Here is a 17,105-nt window from a genome sequence, read left to right as displayed (position 1 = left end):
AGTTTCGCGCGCTCTGCGCAACCATTGTGCGCAACCGCCACAACGGGACGCGCCGATGAGCCTCACCGCCCTGACCGACCATCCCGACCGCGTAGCGCTCTCAAATGAGCTGCACGCGCGCCCGTTCCCGAGCCTGCGCGCGCCCGCCCGCGCCGCGCATGTCGCCGTCATGTCCGAGGGTGGGGCGGAGCGGGACCCCGAGGCCGACCGCGCCCATCTGCGCGCGCTCCTCGACCGCTTCGGCGCGCAGCATCCCGCGCCCGGTGCCAATCACTGGTCCGGCCCCGTCGGTCGCGCGTTCCTGAAATGGGAGCGGCACACGGAGTTCATGACCTACACCCTCTTCACCGACGGCCTCGGCGACCGGCCCTATTCCGGGGAACTCTTCGCGATGTTCCCGGAGGATTGGCTGGCGAGCGCGCCGGGTACGCTGCTCACGTCCGCCCTCGTGCGGGTCGAGCAGGTCGCCGACATGGCCGAGGCCGAGGCGCGCCTCGCCGACGGCCTCTCTGATCATTTCTCCAACGAGAGCCTGTCGGTCAGCCGCGTCGTCGACGATGCCGCGATGATCGTCAGCGATTTCCGGATGCAGGAGAGCGGCCATATCCGCATGGCCGTCCTGCTTGCCAAGGGGATCGGGGCGCAGCGCACGGGCCGCATCGTCCAGCGCCTCTTGGAGATCGAGACCTACAAGACCGCCGCGCTCCTCGCCCTGCCCACGGGCCGCGAGGTGGCCGCCAAGGTCATCGAGCTCGACAAGGATCTCTCCAGCCTCGTCGCCGAGATGTCCGGCCATGACGGCGAGGATGCCGAGACGCTCGACCGCCTCCTCGCCATGTCGGCGGAGATCGAGCGCATCGGTGCCGACACCGCCTTCCGCTTCGGCGCCCGCGGCGCCTACGCCGCCATCGTCAACCAGCGCATCAAGGTCATGCGGGAGGAGCGCGTCTCCGGTCGCCAGACCTTCGGCGAGTTCATGATGCGCCGCTTCGAGCCTGCGATGCGCACCTGTGAAAGCGCCGAGCGCCGCCTCGTCGGCCTCGCCCAGCGGACGGAGCGTGCGGCGAACCTCCTGCGCACCCGCGTCGACGTGGGCCTCGCCCGGCAGAACGCCGACCTGCTGCTGAGCATGAACAACCGCGCGGCGATGCAACTCCGCCTCCAGCAGACGGTCGAGGGCCTGTCGGTCGTCGCGATCAGCTACTACGCGGTCGGGCTGGTGGCCTATGTCGTCGAACCCCTGGGCGCGTCGGTGGGCTTGGGCGAAGGCACCGTCCTCGCCCTCATCACACCCCCCGTCGTCATCCTCGTCTGGACCCTCCTGCGCCGCATGCGCAAACGCCTGGAGCGTGGAACGGACGCAGGATAGCGATACCCACCGTCCCGGCCGAAGTGCCGGGACCGTTCAGAACGAAGCGCTCGGTAGCAAAAGACCCCGGATCAGGTCCGGGGTGGTGGTGCATCACACTACCCTCGCGCCCAGCTGACAGGCCGGGCCGCGCCCGACCCCCCCCCCGAGGGCGCGTTGGCGATGTCGTTCATCGTTTAAGCGCCGTCGATGCTTGAGGTCCCGGACCTTTCAGCACCCGACTGCAAGCGCCCCCCAGGTCGGGCGCGGCTCTCTGCGCTCAGAAGTTGTCCTTCCGCTTGCGGACCTCGGTGAAAACCGCTGCTGCATCTGCGCCTACCATCCCGACCGCCTCCTTCACGCTGTCCACATGGGCGCGCAGGAACGGATTGGTCGCCTTCTCCTCGGCCAGCGAGGAGGGCACCGTCGGCTGGCCGTTCGCCCGTGCCGCGTCGATCCGCTCGGCCCGCGCCTTCAGATCCGCATTCCCGCTCTCGATGCTCAGCGCGAACTTCGCGTTCGACTGCGTGTACTCGTGTCCGGAATAGACAATGGTGGAGTCGGGCAAGGCGATGAACTTCTCCATGCTTTTCCACATCATCGGCCCGTCCCCCTCGAACAGCCGCCCGCAGCCCAAAGCCATCAGGCTGTCGGCGGAGAACACCGCGTCGCTGTCCGCGAAGTGGTAGGCGATGTGCCCCACCGTGTGGCCTGACACGTCCATCACCCGGCCCGCGCTGCCGCCGACCTCGACCGTGTCGCCCTCTTCCACTGCCACGTCGAGCCGGGGCAGGCGGTGCGCGTCGGCCTTCGCCCCCACGACCTTCGCGCCATACTTCGAGCGCAGCTCATCGACCCCCGCGATGTGGTCGTCGTGGTGATGGGTGATCAGGATCAGGTCGAGACCCAGCCCCCGCGTCTCCAGCACCTCGATCAGCGGCGCGGCCTCCGGCACGTCGACCACGGCGACCGTCCCCGTTCCCGCATCCCGCAGCACGTAGGCGTAGTTATCCGAAAGGCAGGGCACGGTCTGGATGTCGAGGGCCATGGTGCGGGGCTCCGTCCTGAATTAGGGTCGCGTGTGACGTTGGTTCATCGGGCGATCTAAGGCAATGCATCTCGATGTCGTGGACCTGAAGGCCTTCTACTACCGCACGCGGCTGGGTCGCGGTGCGCAGTCGGCCCTCCAGCGCAGCCTGCGCACCCTCTGGCCCGATGTGAGCGGGCAGAGCGTCGTGGGCTTCGGCTTCGCCGCCCCGTTCCTGCGCCCGTTCCTCGGCGAGGCGGAGCGGGTGATGAGCTTCATGCCCGCACCGCAGGGCGTCATGGCCTGGCCCGCCGGGCAGCCCAACCTCTCCGCCCTGGTGGAGGAGACGCACTGGCCCATGCAGGCCGCCTCTATCGACCGGATCATTGTCGCCCACGGGCTCGAGACCTGCGAGCGACCCGGCGCGCTGTTGGAGGAGATCTGGCGGGTCCTCGCCCCCGGCGGCCGTGTCGTCTTCATCGTGCCGAACCGCACCGGTATCTGGGCGCAGCGCGACGTCACACCGTTCGGCCACGGACGCCCCTACAGCTTCGGCCAGCTCGACGCGCAACTGCGCACTCATCGCTTCGAGCCGGAGGAGCACACGGCCGCGCTCTACATGCCGCCCTCCCACCGCCGCTTCCTCATCCGGATGCAGGGCGGGGCGGAGCGGCTGGGCCGGCGGCTCAAGGCCTACCGCCTCGGCGGCGCGCTGATCGTGGAGGCGGTCAAGCAGGTCCACGCCCTGCCGCGCGGCCCGAAGAAGGAGGCCCGCAGCCCCATCGCGCTCCTCGGCGGACTGGCCGCACCGCAGCCCAAGCCGTCGCCCGGGCGGGCCGGTCTGGTCAGCCCCGCGCAGGAACGCGGGATTCGCCCTCATCCCGTCCGGTGAAATACCGCGTTTCGCCCCGCGACTTTCTGCCTATATGTCGCAGGAGCATAGCTAACCATCTGAAAAAGAACAATTTCATCCGTCGGCGACTTCCCGCCCGGGCATATTGCGTGGTCGCAACACCTCTGCTATCACCCGCGCAGTTTCATCCGCAGGCCGCCGTTCCGGCCGGTCATGAACCACTGCGGGCCTTTTGCCATGTCCGGCGGTCCGCCTAAGGAAGGGGTGCCCCTTGGCCTCTACATCCGCTCACGTTTCCGGAATTTCAGGACGCTACGCCACCGCCCTGTTCGAGCTGGCCCAGGAAGAGAATGCACTGACCGAGGTCGAGAATGACCTGAACGCCCTCGAAGCCGCCATCGGTGAAAGCGCCGATCTGCGCGAACTGCTCACCTCGCCCATCTACAGCCGCGAGGATCAGCAGAGCGCCATGCGCGCACTGGGCGAGGCCATGAACCTCGGCAACACCGTTCGCAACACGCTGGCCCTGATGGCCGCCAACCGCCGGCTCTTCGTCCTCAAGGACGTGATCACCGCGGTGAAGGCGCTGGCCGCCGAGGCGCGCGGCGAGATCACGGCCTTGGTCACCTCCGCCAAGCCGCTGACCAAGGCCCAGACCGAGGCGCTGGCGAAGGCGCTGAAGGACAGCGTCGGCCGGGACGTCGCACTGAACACGACCGTTGATGAGGGCATCATCGGCGGTCTCATCGTCAAGGTGGGCTCGCGCATGATCGACAGCTCGATCCGCACGAAGCTCGCCGCACTGCAAAACACCATGAAAGAGGTCGGATAATGGCAATCCAAGCCGCGGAAATTTCTGCGATCCTCAAGGAGCAGATCAAGAATTTCGGTCAGGAGGCCGAAGTCGCCGAGGTGGGCCGCGTCCTCTCGGTGGGTGACGGCATCGCCCGCGCCCACGGCCTCGACAACGTGCAGGCCGGTGAAATGGTCGAGTTCCCGGGCGGTGTCCGGGGCATGGCCCTCAACCTCGAGATCGACAATGTCGGCATCGTGATCTTCGGCTCGGACGCCGAGATCAAGGAAGGCGACACCGTCAAGCGCACCGGCTCCATCGTGGACGTGCCCGTAGGCAAGGGCCTGCTGGGCCGCGTCGTTGACGCGCTGGGCAACCCGCTCGACGGCAAGGGCCCGATCGAGGAGGCCGAGCGCCGCGTTGCCGACGTGAAGGCGCCGGGCATCATCCCGCGGAAGTCCGTGCACGAGCCGATGGCGACCGGCCTCAAGGCGATCGACGCCCTGATCCCGATCGGCCGCGGCCAGCGCGAGCTGATCATCGGCGACCGCCAGACCGGCAAGTCCGCCGTGGCCCTCGACGCGATCCTGAACCAGAAGTCCTACAACGACGCCGCGGGCGATGATGAGAGCAAGAAGCTCTACTGCATCTACAACGCCGTCGGTCAGAAGCGGTCCACCGTCGCCCAGCTCGTGAAGAAGCTGGAGGAGACGGGCGCGATGGAGTACTCCATCGTCGTCGCAGCGACCGCGTCCGAGCCTGCCCCGCTGCAGTATCTCGCACCATACTCCGCGACCGCGATGGCCGAGTATTTCCGCGACAACGGCATGCACGCCGTGATCGTGTATGACGACCTGTCCAAGCAGGCCGTCTCCTACCGCCAGATGTCCCTACTGCTCCGCCGTCCGCCGGGCCGCGAAGCCTACCCGGGCGACGTCTTCTATCTGCACTCCCGCCTGCTGGAGCGTTCGGCGAAGCTGAACGAGGATCACGGCGCGGGTTCCCTGACCGCACTGCCGATCATCGAGACGCAGGGCGGCGACGTGTCGGCCTACATCCCGACCAACGTGATCTCGATCACCGACGGCCAGATCTTCCTCGAGAGCGAGCTGTTCTACCAGGGCATCCGCCCGGCGGTGAACACCGGCCTCTCGGTGAGCCGCGTGGGCTCCTCCGCCCAGACCAAGGCGATGAAGTCGGTCGCAGGCTCGATCAAGCTGGAGCTGGCGCAGTACCGCGAGATGGCGGCCTTTGCACAGTTCGGCTCCGACCTCGACGCCTCGACGCAGAAGCTGCTGAACCGCGGCGCGCGCCTGACCGAGCTCCTCAAGCAGCAGCAGTATTCGCCGCTGACCAACGCGGAGCAGGTCATTGTGATCTACGCGGGCACCAAGGGTTACCTCGACGATCTGAAGGTCAGCCAGGTCAAGCCCTTCGAGCAGGGCCTGCTCAACGACCTGCGCAACAACCATCAGGACCTTCTGGACGACATCCGCGACAACGACCGCAAGGTCGCAGGCGAGCTCGAGGACAAGATCAAGTCCGTCATCGACGGTTTCGCCAAGACGTTCGCCTGATCCGGAATAGGGGGGAGCAAGGCATATGCCGAGCCTCAAGGACCTGAAAAACCGGATCGACTCCGTCAAGTCGACCCGGAAGATCACGAAGGCGATGCAGATGGTCGCCGCGGCGAAGCTGCGCCGCGCGCAGGAAGCAGCCGAAATGGCCCGACCCTATGCCGAGCGCATGGAGGCGGTGCTGGGCAACCTTGCCGCGGGCGCCAAGGACAGCGCCACCGCGCCGCTCCTGCTGCGCGGAACCGGCAAGGAGGAGGTCCACCTGCTGATTGTCGCGACGGCGGAGCGGGGGCTGTGCGGCGGCTTCAACTCCAACATCGTGAAGCTTGCCCGCCAGCACATCCAGCGGCTGCTGGGCGAGGGCAAGACGGTCAAGATCGTCACCGTCGGCAAGAAAGGGCGCGAACAGCTCCGCCGGGACCGGCGCGATCTGTTGATCGATCACATCGACCTCAGCGACGTGAAGCGCGTCGGCTACGACAACGCGGCCGAGATCGCGGACAACGTGCTGTCCCGCTTCAACGCGGGCGAGTTTGACGTGGCCACCGTGTTCTACGGTGCGTTCGAGAACGTGATCACGCAGCGCCCCACCGCGCAGCAGATCATCCCCGCGCAGGTCGAGGGCGAGGTCGATCCGGCCAGCGCGCTCTACGACTACGAGCCGGAGGAAGAGGCGATCCTCGCCGACCTGCTGCCGCGCTCGGTCGCAACGCAGATATTCCGGGCGCTCCTGGAAAACGCCGCCTCCGAGCAGGGCGCGCGGATGACCGCCATGGACAACGCGACGCGCAACGCGGGCGAGATGATCGACAAGCTGACAATCGAGTACAACCGTTCGCGCCAGGCCGCGATCACGACGGAACTCATCGAAATCATTGCGGGCGCCGAGGCGCTCTAAGGACGACTGGAGAAACGAGACATGGCTGAAGCTGCCGGAAAGATTACCCAGGTGATCGGTGCAGTCGTCGACGTGCAATTCGACGACCACCTGCCTGCGATCCTGAGCGCACTGAAGACCGACAACAACGGCAACGAGCTGGTGCTCGAGGTCGCGCAGCACCTGGGCGAGAACACCGTACGCACCATCGCGATGGACTCCACCGAGGGTCTCGTGCGCGGTCAGGCCGCAACCGACACCGGTGAGCCCATCAAGGTGCCTGTCGGCGACGCGACGCTGGGCCGGATCATGAACGTGGTCGGCGCCCCCGTGGACGAGAAGGGCCCGGTCGAGGCGTCCGAGTATCGCTCGATCCACGGCGAAGCACCGACCTTCGAACAGCAGTCCACCTCGTCGGAGATCCTCGTCACCGGCATCAAGGTGATCGACCTGCTCGCCCCCTACTCCAAGGGCGGCAAGATCGGCCTCTTCGGCGGTGCGGGCGTGGGCAAGACGGTTCTCATCCAGGAGCTCATCAACAACATCGCAAAGGTGCACTCGGGCTATTCCGTGTTCGCCGGCGTGGGTGAGCGGACCCGTGAGGGCAACGATCTCTACTACGAATTCATCGAATCCGGCGTCATCAACGCCGAGGACCTGACGAAGTCCAAGGTGGCCCTCGTCTACGGCCAGATGAACGAGCCGCCGGGTGCGCGTGCCCGCGTCGCCCTGTCCGGCCTGACCATGGCAGAGCAGTTCCGCGACCAGTCCGGGACCGACGTTCTGTTCTTCGTCGACAACATCTTCCGCTTCACCCAGGCCGGGTCCGAGGTGTCCGCACTTCTCGGCCGCATTCCGTCCGCAGTGGGCTACCAGCCGACGCTGGCCACCGACATGGGCCAGATGCAGGAGCGGATCACCTCGACGCAGGCCGGTTCGATCACCTCGGTGCAGGCGATCTACGTGCCCGCGGACGACCTGACCGACCCCGCGCCGGCAACGTCCTTCGCCCACCTCGACGCGACCACGGTTCTCAGCCGTGCGATCTCCGAGCTCGGGATCTATCCGGCGGTGGATCCGCTCGACTCCACCTCCCGGATCCTCGATCCGCAGGTCGTGGGTGAGGAGCACTACCAGGTCGCGCGCGACGTGCAGGGGATCCTTCAGCGCTACAAGTCGCTGCAGGACATCATCGCGATCCTCGGCATGGACGAACTCTCCGAGGAGGACAAGCTGACGGTGAGCCGGGCGCGCAAGATCCAGCGCTTCCTCTCCCAGCCCTTCGATGTGGCCGAGGTCTTCACCGGTTCGCCGGGCATCCAGGTGCCGCTGGAGGACACGATCGCGTCCTTCAAGGCCGTGGTCGCCGGTGAGCACGACGATCTGCCCGAGGCCGCCTTCTACATGGTCGGCGGCATCAAGGACGTGATCGCGAAGGCCGAGAAACTCGCCGCCGACGCGGCATAAGGGGGCATCATGGCCGACACCATGCAGTTCGACCTCGTCAGCCCTGAGCGGAGCCTGCACTCCGCCCAGGTCGAGAAGGTCCAGATCCACGGTGAGGAGGGGGAGATGACGGTGATGCCGAACCATGCCCCGGTGCTCACCCTGCTGCGGCCGGGCTTCCTCACCGTGACCGAGAACGGGCAGTCGCACGATTACGTCGTGAGCAACGGCTTCGCCGAGATCGGGCCGGAGGGTGTGTCGGTGCTGGTCGAGCAGGCGACCTCCCGCGACGGCTGCACCACCGACTGGATCGACCGCGTGATCGACGAGGCCGAGAAGGCCGCGCTCGACTGCGCCGACGATCAGAAGATCACGCTGAACCAGCGCGTGAACCACGCGCGCTTCCTCAAGCAGCAGCTCGGTCTCTGATCCGGCGTTTCTTTGTGCGAAGGGGCCCGTGCCGAAAGGTGCGGGCCCTTTTCCTGTGTGCGCCCCGTCACTCGACCTCGGGGGTGCCTTCTGCAAGGCTCGCCCCATGAAACGGTTCAGCAGCACCCCGATCGGCGTCGAGGACGGCTTCGTACTTCTCTTCGATCACTTCGAGGCGGAGACGGAGATGTGGAGCGGCACCGGAGAGCGGACTGTCGAGAAGAAGGTCTTCTTCTCCGAGAGCTTCGAGGACGCTCCTTCCGTCACCGTCTCCCCCACCCTGATCGACGCCCACAACGCCGCCTATCTGCGCCTGAACCTGCGTGTGGAGGCCGTAGCAGCGGACGGCTTCACGATCGCCGCCGACATCTGGGAAGACACCCGCATCGCCCGCCTCGGCCTCCGCTGGCAAGCCATCGGCACCCTGGGCGATCCGGAAGAAACGTGGGACGTGTGAGGCCCTGCCTCTGACCAGCAGCGAACAAGCCTAAGCCGCCGTTCATCTCCGTTAACGAAACGTAAGCCGGGCGCGCGCCTGCCCGTGGGATGGCGCTGTGACCTTCGAGCGACGCACTTTATCTCAGCAAAGTCAGTGCTGGCTGCGATCAAGGCGCCCCACTGCAAAGTGCCAGCCCGCCGGGACGGGCAGGCGCTCGCCCGGCGCCTTCGGCTTAATTCCGGGCGGTATGACACCCCTCACGACCCACTGTGCCAAACCGTCATGCTCCGGCTCGACCGGAGCATCTCCACGCCCGAAGATAGCGCCACACGTCACCCCAGCGGATAGAACGCCTCGTAGATCGGACCCAGCGTCTCTTCCTTGAACAGCGAGCTTACGCTCGTCCCGTTCGAGATGTTGAGGATCGCCTGCGCGAACATCGGCCCGATCGGCACCACGCGGATATTCGCGGCCTCCCGCACCGGCGCCGGCTGCTCGATCGAGTCCGTCACCACCAGTGACTTGAGCACCGACGACCCGATCCGGCCCACCGCGGGCCCCGACAGCACCCCGTGGGAGATATAGGCGTGCACCTCCTTCGCGCCGCCTTCCTTCTGCAACAGCTCCGCCGCCTTGCAGAGCGTGCCGGCCGTGTCGCAGATGTCGTCGACGATGATACAGGTCCGGTCCTTCACGTCCCCGATGATCATCATCTCCTCGATCTCGCCGGGCTTGGAGCGGCGTTTGTCCACGATGGCGAGGCCCGCCCCGATCCGCTTGGCAAGTTCCCGCGCCCGCGCCACGCCGCCCACATCCGGGGAGACCACCGTCACCTCGCCGAGATCCGGGAAGTTCGCCTTGATGTCGAGCGCGAAGACCGGCGCGGCATAGAGGTTGTCCACCGGAATGTCGAAGAAGCCCTGGATCTGCCCCGCATGCAGGTCCATCGTCAGTACCCGGTCGACGCCCGCCTGGTGGATCAGGTTCGCCACCAGCTTGGCCGAGATCGGCGTGCGCGCCGCCGTCCGCCGGTCCTGCCGCGCATAGCCGAAATACGGCATCACCGCCGTCACCCGCTGGGCCGAGGAGCGGCGCAGCGCGTCCGCCATGATGAGCAGCTCCATCAGGTTGTCGTTCGCCGGGTTCGACGTCGACTGGATGATGAACATGTCCTCGTCGCGGACATTATCGAAGACCTCGACGAAGATCTCCTTGTCGTTGAACCGTTCCACCCGCGCATTGGCGAGCGTCACCGGCGCGCCGCGATAGACGCTCATGCGGCGGGCCACAATTTCGGCCAGGGTCCGGTTGGCATTGCCGGAGATCAGTTTGAGGTTGATGTCGGCTTTCATGGGAGCGGTCCTCTTGGGCGGCATGGCGGGTCCTCGACCGGGCGGCTGTTGCGCCGCGCAATAGCACTGTGCGACACCACTGCAAAGCCTATGTGGCCAGACAATGACACCAAGGACAGGGAGGCCTTCGCCGTGGCCGTGATCGACTACTACCTTTTCCCCCTTTCGCCCTTCACCTACCTCGCCGGACTGCGGCTGGAGGAGGTCGCCGCGCGCCACAACGCGAAGATCAACTACAAGCCCTTCGATCTGATGCGCGTCTTTGCCGCGCACGGCACGCCACCGGTGCCCAAGCGCCACGAGTCGCGCCAGGCCTACCGCCTGCAGGAGCTTGCGCGGATCGCCAAGATGAACGGCATGCCCATCAACCCCCGCCCCGCCCACTGGCCCACCGACCCGAAACCGGCTGTGGCCGCCGTGATCTACGCGCAGGAGTTCTCCCACGAGCATCCCGGCGGCGATGTCGGCAAGCTCAGCTTCAATCTGCTCAAGGCCTGCTGGGCGGAGGAGAAGGACATCTCCCACGAAAGCGTCGTGGAGAAGTGCCTGGAGGATGCGGGTTTTGACGGCGGCATCGCGCAGCGCGATCTGCAGAGCGCCTTCGACATCTTCGAGCGGAACACGGATGAGGCGCTGGCTTCCAACGTCTTCGGCGCGCCCACCTATATCGTGGATCACGAGGTCTACTGGGGCCAGGACCGCCTCGCCTATCTCGATGCGCACCTGACGCGGGGCGAGGCGTGAGGGCACTGCTCCCGCTGCTCGCCGTAGCCGCCTGCGGCCCGGTTCAGGGAGGTTTCGAGAGCGGCGTCGCGTTCCTCTCCCCGGGCATGAGCGCGTCGGACGTGACCGCGGTGCTGGGCGAGGCGGCCCCGCAGGTCGCGCGCGGCACCGACCCGGCGGTCGAATGCCGCTCCTATCGCTACGACGTGGGCTCCGGCGCCCACGCCCACTACGCCCATGTGATCTTCCGCGACGGGCAGGTGGTGGAGGCGAGCGACGACCACCACGACCTCTGCGAGCTCGACGCATGACGATGCTCGGTCGGATCGAGACGGCGGTGCTGCGTCAGGGCGAGCGCGGCCCCCGCGTCCTCTTCTCCCACTGCTCCCTCGCCCATTCGGGGGGATGGAAGCCACTGCTTGCGGAGCTCGGTGAGGTCCGGGCCGAGGCGCTGGACCTGCCCGGTCACGGCGGCACGCAGGCAGACCCCAACCGCAGCCCGCAACGCCAGGCCGCCGACGCCGTGCTCGACCTGCTCGGGGACGGCCCCGCGCACCTCGTCGGCCACTCCTTCGGCGGTCGCGTCATGCTGCGCTCCGCCCTCGACCGGCCAGAGGCTGTGGCGAGCCTCACGCTGATCGAGCCCATGATGTTCCATCTGCTCGAGACCGCGAGCGACCCGCTCTACGCCGTCGAGGTCGCGGCCTCGCAGACCTATGCCGGCGCGCTCGAGGGTGGTGACAACGCCGAAGCCGCCCGCCTCTTCACCGCGCTCTGGGGCAACGGCGCGAAGTGGGAGGACACGCCCGAGCGCCAGCGCCGCTATGCCGAGCGCCTGATGCCCTTCATCACTGCCTCCGCCGAGGATGTGATGCGCCACCCGCCCCACCAGATCACGCTCGACGACATCGCGGGCCTGCCGATGCCGGTCACCCTGATCGCGGGCGCCGCCACCCGCCCCTCCGCCATCGCGATCTGCCGCCTGATCGGTGAGCGCATCGGCGTCGAGCCATACCTGGTCGACGGCGCCGGCCATATGGTCCCGATTACCCACGCGGCGGAGGTCGCGGAGATCCTAAAGGGTTTTCTGGCCGCCTGACGTCATCCTCCGACCTGATCCGAGGATCTCTTTCCTCCGGAGATGGCCGGGTCAAGCCCAACCATGACAACCCTTTAAACCGTCCCGGCCAAAGCGCCGGGACCTTTCAGCAACCGAAGCGCTCCGCAACCAAAGGCCCCGGATCAGGTCCGGGGCGGTACCGCCTCGAAGTACCCTCCTACCGAAACCGCCCGTTCACCCCAGGCGCAGCCTCAAGCCGCCCGCACCGTCGCGACCGCGCCCAGCAGCGCATCGATTTCGGCATCTTCCGTCGCCCAGTTGCAGACCATGCGGCAGCCCAGCATCTCGCCTGGATCGCCGTCCACCGGCGCGTCCGGCCACAGGTAGTATGACGCCCCCGCCGCCATCAGCTCCGCATGCAGCCTGCGCGGCATCCGGGCAAAGATCTGGTTGCCGTCCACCTGCTCCGTGATCTCCACCCCCGCCGCGCGCAGCCCCTCGGCCAGTCGTGCCGCGGCTGCATTCGCTGCCCGCGCATTCGCAAGCCACAGGTCGTCATCTAGATACGCCGTCACCTGCGCCGCCAGGTACCGATGCTTCGACACCAGATGCCCCGCCCGCTTCCTCCGGAACTCCAGCTCCTCCTGCAAGCCGCCGTCCCGCAGGATCACCGCCTCGACCCCCGGCAGGCCGTTCTTTGTGCCGCCGAAGCAAAGCGCATCGAGCCCCGCCGCGAACATCTCCGCCGCCGAGCAGCCTACGGCTGCCACCCCGTTCGAAAACCGCGCCCCGTCCATGTGAAGCGCCAGTCCCGCACCATGCGCGACCTCGGCAAGCGCCCCGACCTCGTCCGGCGTCCACGCCCGCCCCATCTCGCTGAGGTTGGAGATCGTGACGGCGGCGAGCTTGCCGTAATGCACGCCGTGAGGCGCCGCCGCGATGGCTGCGCGCAGGTCATCGGGCGTGATCTTGCCCCCGCGGCTCGGCACCAGCACCAGCTTGCCCCCGCCGATGAAGGCCTCGGGCGCGCCGCATTCGTCCCACTCCACATGCGCCACGTCGGGGCACAGGGTCCGGCCCCAGGGCGGGCACAGGCACGCGAGCGCCAGCGCGTTCGCAGCCGTGCCCACGCTCACCAGCGCTACCGCCGCGTCCGGTACTCCGAAGAGCTCTTGCAGCCGTCCCACGACCTCCTGCGTCAGCGGATCGGCGCCGTAGGGCGCGGCCACGCCGCGGTCCGCCTCCGCCATCGCGGCCCAGACCGCGGGATGCGCGGGGCCTGCATTGTCGGATGCGAAGTTCATGGAGCCTCCGTCACATGATCGAACCAGTCGTCTTCGTCGACCTCGTATTCCGGGGTCACGCGCCCGCCCATGGAATGCCCGGCCTCCGCCACGCTCTCTGCCCGTCCGGTGAGCAGCGGGTGCCAGTCGGGTAGGGTGCGGCCCTCCGACAAGCGGCGATAAGCGCAGGTCTCGGGCATCCAGTGCGCGATCTCGGGCAGCGTCTCCGGCGTCAGAACCACGCAGCCGGGCACGAGCATCTTCCTCATCGCGTAGTTCCCGCAGCGGCAGGTCGACGGATCGAAGAGGCGGCAGGAGATCGAGGTCCATTCGATCTCACCCGTCTCTTCATCCTCCAACTTCAAGAGGCAGCACTTCCCGCAGCCATCGCACAGCGCCTCCCATTCCGGCTTGGTCAACCGGTCGAGGGGCAGGGTCCAGAAGTCGGGGCGCAGGGTCATCCGCCTGCCATATCAGCGCCTTCGCACCCGGACAATGCGACGTCGGCCCGGCCTTTTGAACCAAAGCTGATGTACCTCTCGCGACACAACCAGAGGTTGCATCGCCCAGTTGCCTTGCCTGAGCCGCGCGCGGCCCACTTATCCGAAGCGCCGACCACGCGTCGGCTGTTGCCACAAGACTAAAAGGGGGCAAAATCATGAGGGTAATCGCAGCACTGTGCGCAGCGACGGTTCTGGTTCCGGGGGCGGTCCAGGCCAATCAGTACCTCAACTCGACCTACATCGGAGGTGGGTTCACCACGGTCGATCGGGACGGACCGGAATTCGATGGCATCCGCATCGACGGCCGGTTCGTGCTCGATCCGCAGAACAGCATCTTCGGTGATGTCAGCTTCACCGAGGACGACAACATCCCGGGCGTCGATGTCGAGCTGACCTTCGGCAGCGTGGGCTACCGCTACGTGTTCGCGCGCGGCGCGTCTTTCGTGGTCGGCGCGACGGGTGCCTTGACCTTCGTCGACGTGGACGCGGGCTTCATTGAGGACGACGACTCCGATGTGGAGATCGGCGTCGACGGTGAGCTGGCGCTCGGCGCATCCGGCGTGCTGTCGGGCGGGCTGGCCTACGCGATCGATCAGGAGGAGGTCGTGACCACCATCGGCTACACCCAGTACATCACGCCGCAACTGGGGATCTCCGGCGAGGCCGAGTTCATCGACGATTCCGATCAGCTGACGATCGGCGCGGTTTACCGCTTCTGAGCCATCGGCGGGTCCGGGATCGCCCCGGACCCGCCTTTCGTATCGGGCACAATCGCGCTCTTGCCGCAGGGACGGCGCCCCGCCTCTATGGCGGCATGACCCACGATCCGCCCCTCGGCGCGCCGGTCCCCGGCTGGACGCCGCCGCCCCGACCCGCCTGCACGCCCTTGACCGGCCGCTACTGCACCCTCGCGCCGCTCGATCCGATGCGTGATGCGGCGGACCTGTGGCAGGCGTTCTCCACCGACGACCGCATGTGGTCCTATCTCACCGTCGGGCCCTTTGCGTCGGAGGACGAGCTGCGCGCCTATCTCGAACAGATCGCGCCGGGCGAAGACCCCCTCTTCTTCACCATCCGGGTCGAGGGGCGCGCACTGGGCTTCGCCAGCTACCTGCGGATCAACCCGGAGGCTGGCAGCATCGAGATCGGCCATATTACGTTGTCCCCCGCGCTCCAGCGCACGCGGGCGACGACGGAGATGCAATGGCTGATGATGCGCGAGGCCTTCCGCCTCGGCTATCGCCGCTACGAGTGGAAGTGCAACGCCCTGAACGCCCCGTCGAGGCGGGCGGCGGAGCGGCTCGGCTTCACCTATGAAGGCACCCACCGACAGGCGCTGGTGACGAAGGGCCGAAACCGCGACACGGCGTGGTTCTCGGTGCTCAATAGCGAGTGGCCGGTGTTGGAGCAGGCGTTCGAGGCCTGGCTGGCACCGGAAAACTTCGACGCGGAGGGGCGACAGAAGCAGCGACTGGAAGAGCTGCGGTAGGAAACCGCCCCATCAAGCAGTTCATCCCTTGGTGATCTTGCGCGTCCCTTCCAACGCCCCGCCCAGGTGACAGGCCGGGCAGCGCCCGCTCCTCCCCACGGGAGGGCGCTTTTCCGACGGCTCAAGCAGTGGAGCCGTCAGCTTCTTTTCGAAGGCAGTGCATAACGGAGCCGATGCAAGGCGCCAACCCAGGGCCGGGCGCTGCCCTCGTTTCTCCGCTCAAGCCTGAGAAACAGACGTCATCCTCGGGCTCGACCCGAGGATCTCCCCGATCAGACAGACAGCCGGATCAGGCCCGACCACAACGCCCGGACCTCACAACCCGTGCAGATGCGCCAGCGGCCCCGACAGCGCCTCATGCACCATCTCGTCGGAGAACTGGCCTTGCACATGCGGCAACATGCCCGAAGCCAGCACCTTGCCGAGCTCCACGCCCCACTGGTCGAAGCTGTTCACGCCCCAGAACACGCCCTCGGTGAAACACCGTGCCTCCGCCAGCGCAATGATCCGGCCCATCGTGCGGGGCGTCAGCTCCCGATACATCAGAAGCGTCGAGGGCCGGTTCCCCGGGAAGGTCCGGTGGGGCGCAAGCTCCGCCGCCTTCGCCTCGTCCATCCCCTCCTCGAGCATCAGCCGCTTCGCCTCCGCCTCGGACCGGCCGAAGGCGAGGGCCTGCGATTGTGCCAGGCAGTTGGAGATCAGGATGTCCTGCAGGTGATCGAGCCCCTCGGCTACGGGCTCCGCCGCCACCATGAACTCCACCGGCTGCGGCGTCGTGGTCTGGTGGAGCATCTGGAAATAGGCGTGCTGCGCGTTGGTCCCGGCGGAGCCCCAGACCACCGGCGAGGTCGCCGTCGCCACATCGTCGCCCGCCAGCGTCACGCGCTTGCCGTTGCTCTCCATATCGAGCTGTTGGAGGTATTGCGGCAGCGTCGACAGCCGCTGATCATAGGGCACCACCACGCGGCTCGGATAGCCGCAGGCGTTGCGGTGCCAGACGCCGACGCAAGCCATCAGGACCGGCAGGTTCTCCGCCATCGGCGCCTCGCGAAAATGCGTGTCCGCGTCGTGGGCTCCGGCGAGGAACTCCCCGAACCGCTCCGGCCCCAGTCCGATCATCAGCGGCAGGCCGATCGGCGACCAGACGGAGAAGCGGCCGCCCACCCAGTCGGCAAAGCCGAAGCAGCGCTCGGGCGGGATGCCGAACTGCTCCGCCGCCTTCTCCGGCTTGGTGGTGAGTGCCGCGAAGTGGCGCGCGGGCTCTGCGACCTCCTCCTTCATCCGGGCGAGCGCGACCTTCGCCGTCTCCATCGTCTCGATGGTCGAGAACGACTTGGAGGCAATGATGAAGAGCGTCCGCGTAAGGTCACATTGGGCAAACACCCGGACCAGCGCCGCCCCATCCACGTTCGACACGAAATGCATCCGCGGCCCGTCGGCGAGGTGCCCCAGCGCCTCAGCCACCAGCACGGGGCCCAGATCCGAGCCTCCGATCCCGATGTTCACCACATCGGTGAACGCACCTGCCTCCGCCACATACGCGCCTGAACGGACCTCCTCGGCAAAGGCGAAGCACGCGCGACGGCTCGCCAGCACCTGGCCCGCGATATCCTCGCCATCGACGGCAAGCTGCGCCCCCTCCGGCAGCCGCAGCGCGGTGTGGAGCACCCGGCGATCCTCGGTCACGTTGATCTTCGCCCCGTCGAACATCGCGTCGCGCTTGGCCGCGAAATCCGCCGTCTCCAGCCGGGCGAACAGCGCATCGCGCGCCGCCTCCGTCATCTGCGTGCGGGAGAAGTCGTAGAGCATGTCCTCCCACACCGCCGAGAATCCGGCGAAGCGGTGGTCGTCGTAGAGCTCCGCGATCAACCGGCCCGTTTCGGCCTGCAGCTTGTCCCAGCCCATG

General features: G+C 67.2%; 18 protein-coding genes. 13 read left to right on the top strand and 5 right to left on the bottom strand.

All coding sequences use genetic code 11. The annotated features are described in order from the left end of the window. The first annotated feature begins 55 nt into the window (after window positions 1-55). Window positions 56-1,369 carry a DUF3422 family protein gene (locus I0K15_RS08870; protein ID WP_196105076.1) on the top strand — a complete coding sequence of 438 codons (1,314 nt, stop codon included), beginning with the start codon at window positions 56-58 and terminating at the stop codon, window positions 1,367-1,369. A 259-nt stretch (window positions 1,370-1,628) separates the two neighbouring features. Here the strand turns inward: I0K15_RS08870 and gloB are convergent, their stop codons facing one another. Then, window positions 1,629-2,396: a hydroxyacylglutathione hydrolase gene (gene gloB / locus I0K15_RS08865; protein WP_196105075.1), complete on the bottom strand. Its 768-nt coding sequence runs from the start codon at window positions 2,394-2,396 to the stop codon at window positions 1,629-1,631. A 64-nt stretch (window positions 2,397-2,460) separates the two neighbouring features. Here gloB and I0K15_RS08860 point away from each other — a divergent pair, with 64 nt between their 5' ends. The 7 genes from I0K15_RS08860 to I0K15_RS08830 all read left to right on the top strand — a co-directional run bounded on the left by I0K15_RS08860 (window position 2,461) and on the right by I0K15_RS08830 (window position 8,807). Further along, window positions 2,461-3,267, top strand: a complete 807-nt coding sequence (locus I0K15_RS08860; RefSeq protein WP_196105074.1) for a class I SAM-dependent methyltransferase — start codon at window positions 2,461-2,463, stop codon at window positions 3,265-3,267. 232 nt (window positions 3,268-3,499) lie between these two features. Further along, window positions 3,500-4,060: a F0F1 ATP synthase subunit delta gene (locus I0K15_RS08855; RefSeq protein WP_196105073.1), complete on the top strand. Its 561-nt coding sequence runs from the start codon at window positions 3,500-3,502 to the stop codon at window positions 4,058-4,060. Next, a complete protein-coding gene (gene atpA, locus I0K15_RS08850) occupies window positions 4,060-5,598 on the top strand; it encodes a F0F1 ATP synthase subunit alpha (RefSeq protein WP_196105072.1) in 1,539 nt (512 codons plus the stop codon). Before I0K15_RS08855 ends, atpA begins: the two co-directional genes overlap by 1 nt. Before the next feature lie 25 nt (window positions 5,599-5,623). Further along, window positions 5,624-6,496: a F0F1 ATP synthase subunit gamma gene (locus tag I0K15_RS08845; protein ID WP_196105071.1), complete on the top strand. Its 873-nt coding sequence runs from the start codon at window positions 5,624-5,626 to the stop codon at window positions 6,494-6,496. Window positions 6,497-6,517: 21 nt separating this feature from the next. After that, window positions 6,518-7,942 carry a F0F1 ATP synthase subunit beta gene (gene atpD / locus I0K15_RS08840; RefSeq protein WP_196105070.1) on the top strand — a complete coding sequence of 475 codons (1,425 nt, stop codon included), beginning with the start codon at window positions 6,518-6,520 and terminating at the stop codon, window positions 7,940-7,942. 9 nt (window positions 7,943-7,951) lie between these two features. Further along, window positions 7,952-8,350, top strand: a complete 399-nt coding sequence (gene atpC, locus I0K15_RS08835; protein ID WP_196105069.1) for an ATP synthase F1 subunit epsilon — start codon at window positions 7,952-7,954, stop codon at window positions 8,348-8,350. 106 nt (window positions 8,351-8,456) lie between these two features. Further along, complete coding sequence (locus I0K15_RS08830; protein WP_196105068.1) at window positions 8,457-8,807, top strand: H-type lectin domain-containing protein; 351 nt, start codon at window positions 8,457-8,459, stop codon at window positions 8,805-8,807. A 314-nt stretch (window positions 8,808-9,121) separates the two neighbouring features. On the opposite strand, the gene I0K15_RS08825 is transcribed toward I0K15_RS08830, so the two are convergent. After that, window positions 9,122-10,141, bottom strand: a complete 1,020-nt coding sequence (locus tag I0K15_RS08825) for a ribose-phosphate pyrophosphokinase (protein ID WP_196105067.1) — start codon at window positions 10,139-10,141, stop codon at window positions 9,122-9,124. Between the two features lie 90 nt (window positions 10,142-10,231). Between I0K15_RS08825 and I0K15_RS08820 the strand changes: the two genes are divergently transcribed. From I0K15_RS08820 to I0K15_RS08810, 3 genes are read left to right on the top strand one after another with little or no spacing between them, the layout of a single operon-like run. After that, entirely contained in the window at window positions 10,232-10,885 is a 654-nt protein-coding gene (locus I0K15_RS08820) for a 2-hydroxychromene-2-carboxylate isomerase (RefSeq protein ID WP_230374359.1), read from the top strand. Then, window positions 10,882-11,175, top strand: a complete 294-nt coding sequence (locus I0K15_RS08815; protein WP_196105066.1) for a hypothetical protein — start codon at window positions 10,882-10,884, stop codon at window positions 11,173-11,175. Before I0K15_RS08820 ends, I0K15_RS08815 begins: the two co-directional genes overlap by 4 nt. Next, complete coding sequence (locus I0K15_RS08810) at window positions 11,172-11,963, top strand: alpha/beta fold hydrolase (protein ID WP_196105065.1); 792 nt, start codon at window positions 11,172-11,174, stop codon at window positions 11,961-11,963. Before I0K15_RS08815 ends, I0K15_RS08810 begins: the two co-directional genes overlap by 4 nt. A gap of 212 nt (window positions 11,964-12,175) precedes the next feature. On the opposite strand, the gene I0K15_RS08805 is transcribed toward I0K15_RS08810, so the two are convergent. Then, window positions 12,176-13,228: a threonine aldolase family protein gene (locus I0K15_RS08805; protein WP_196105064.1), complete on the bottom strand. Its 1,053-nt coding sequence runs from the start codon at window positions 13,226-13,228 to the stop codon at window positions 12,176-12,178. Then, window positions 13,225-13,668 carry a YcgN family cysteine cluster protein gene (locus I0K15_RS08800; RefSeq protein WP_196105063.1) on the bottom strand — a complete coding sequence of 148 codons (444 nt, stop codon included), beginning with the start codon at window positions 13,666-13,668 and terminating at the stop codon, window positions 13,225-13,227. Before I0K15_RS08800 ends, I0K15_RS08805 begins: the two co-directional genes overlap by 4 nt. Window positions 13,669-13,865: 197 nt before the next feature. Between I0K15_RS08800 and I0K15_RS08795 the strand changes: the two genes are divergently transcribed. Beyond that, entirely contained in the window at window positions 13,866-14,429 is a 564-nt protein-coding gene (locus tag I0K15_RS08795) for a hypothetical protein (protein WP_196105062.1), read from the top strand. A gap of 95 nt (window positions 14,430-14,524) precedes the next feature. After that, window positions 14,525-15,199, top strand: coding sequence for a GNAT family N-acetyltransferase (locus tag I0K15_RS08790; protein WP_196105061.1), 675 nt, complete (start codon window positions 14,525-14,527; stop codon window positions 15,197-15,199). 315 nt (window positions 15,200-15,514) lie between these two features. Here I0K15_RS08790 and pgi read toward each other — a convergent pair whose 3' ends face one another. Continuing rightward, on the bottom strand, window positions 15,515-17,104 hold the full coding sequence (pgi, locus tag I0K15_RS08785) for a glucose-6-phosphate isomerase (protein ID WP_196105060.1): 1,590 nt from the start codon (window positions 17,102-17,104) through the stop codon (window positions 15,515-15,517). Window position 17,105: the final 1 nt, after the last annotated feature.

The organism is Pontivivens ytuae, assembly GCF_015679265.1.
Classification (GTDB): Bacteria; Pseudomonadota; Alphaproteobacteria; order Rhodobacterales; family Rhodobacteraceae; genus Pontivivens; species Pontivivens ytuae.
The sequence above is the reverse complement of the archived record's forward strand: the minus strand, read 5'-3'. Positions and strand labels throughout refer to the sequence as shown.

Coding starts and splice junctions, on each gene's coding strand:
- I0K15_RS08870 (WP_196105076.1), top strand. CDS start 56: ATGAGCCTCACCGCCCTGACCGACCATCCCGACCGCGTAGCGCTCTCA.
- gloB (WP_196105075.1), bottom strand. CDS start 2,396: ATGGCCCTCGACATCCAGACCGTGCCCTGCCTTTCGGATAACTACGCC.
- I0K15_RS08860 (WP_196105074.1), top strand. CDS start 2,461: ATGCATCTCGATGTCGTGGACCTGAAGGCCTTCTACTACCGCACGCGG.
- atpA (WP_196105072.1), top strand. CDS start 4,060: ATGGCAATCCAAGCCGCGGAAATTTCTGCGATCCTCAAGGAGCAGATC.
- I0K15_RS08845 (WP_196105071.1), top strand. CDS start 5,624: ATGCCGAGCCTCAAGGACCTGAAAAACCGGATCGACTCCGTCAAGTCG.
- atpD (WP_196105070.1), top strand. CDS start 6,518: ATGGCTGAAGCTGCCGGAAAGATTACCCAGGTGATCGGTGCAGTCGTC.
- atpC (WP_196105069.1), top strand. CDS start 7,952: ATGGCCGACACCATGCAGTTCGACCTCGTCAGCCCTGAGCGGAGCCTG.
- I0K15_RS08830 (WP_196105068.1), top strand. CDS start 8,457: ATGAAACGGTTCAGCAGCACCCCGATCGGCGTCGAGGACGGCTTCGTA.
- I0K15_RS08825 (WP_196105067.1), bottom strand. CDS start 10,141: ATGAAAGCCGACATCAACCTCAAACTGATCTCCGGCAATGCCAACCGG.
- I0K15_RS08820 (WP_230374359.1), top strand. CDS start 10,232: ATGTGGCCAGACAATGACACCAAGGACAGGGAGGCCTTCGCCGTGGCC.
- I0K15_RS08810 (WP_196105065.1), top strand. CDS start 11,172: ATGACGATGCTCGGTCGGATCGAGACGGCGGTGCTGCGTCAGGGCGAG.
- I0K15_RS08805 (WP_196105064.1), bottom strand. CDS start 13,228: ATGAACTTCGCATCCGACAATGCAGGCCCCGCGCATCCCGCGGTCTGG.
- I0K15_RS08800 (WP_196105063.1), bottom strand. CDS start 13,668: ATGACCCTGCGCCCCGACTTCTGGACCCTGCCCCTCGACCGGTTGACC.
- I0K15_RS08795 (WP_196105062.1), top strand. CDS start 13,866: ATGAGGGTAATCGCAGCACTGTGCGCAGCGACGGTTCTGGTTCCGGGG.
- I0K15_RS08790 (WP_196105061.1), top strand. CDS start 14,525: ATGACCCACGATCCGCCCCTCGGCGCGCCGGTCCCCGGCTGGACGCCG.
- pgi (WP_196105060.1), bottom strand. CDS start 17,104: ATGGGCTGGGACAAGCTGCAGGCCGAAACGGGCCGGTTGATCGCGGAG.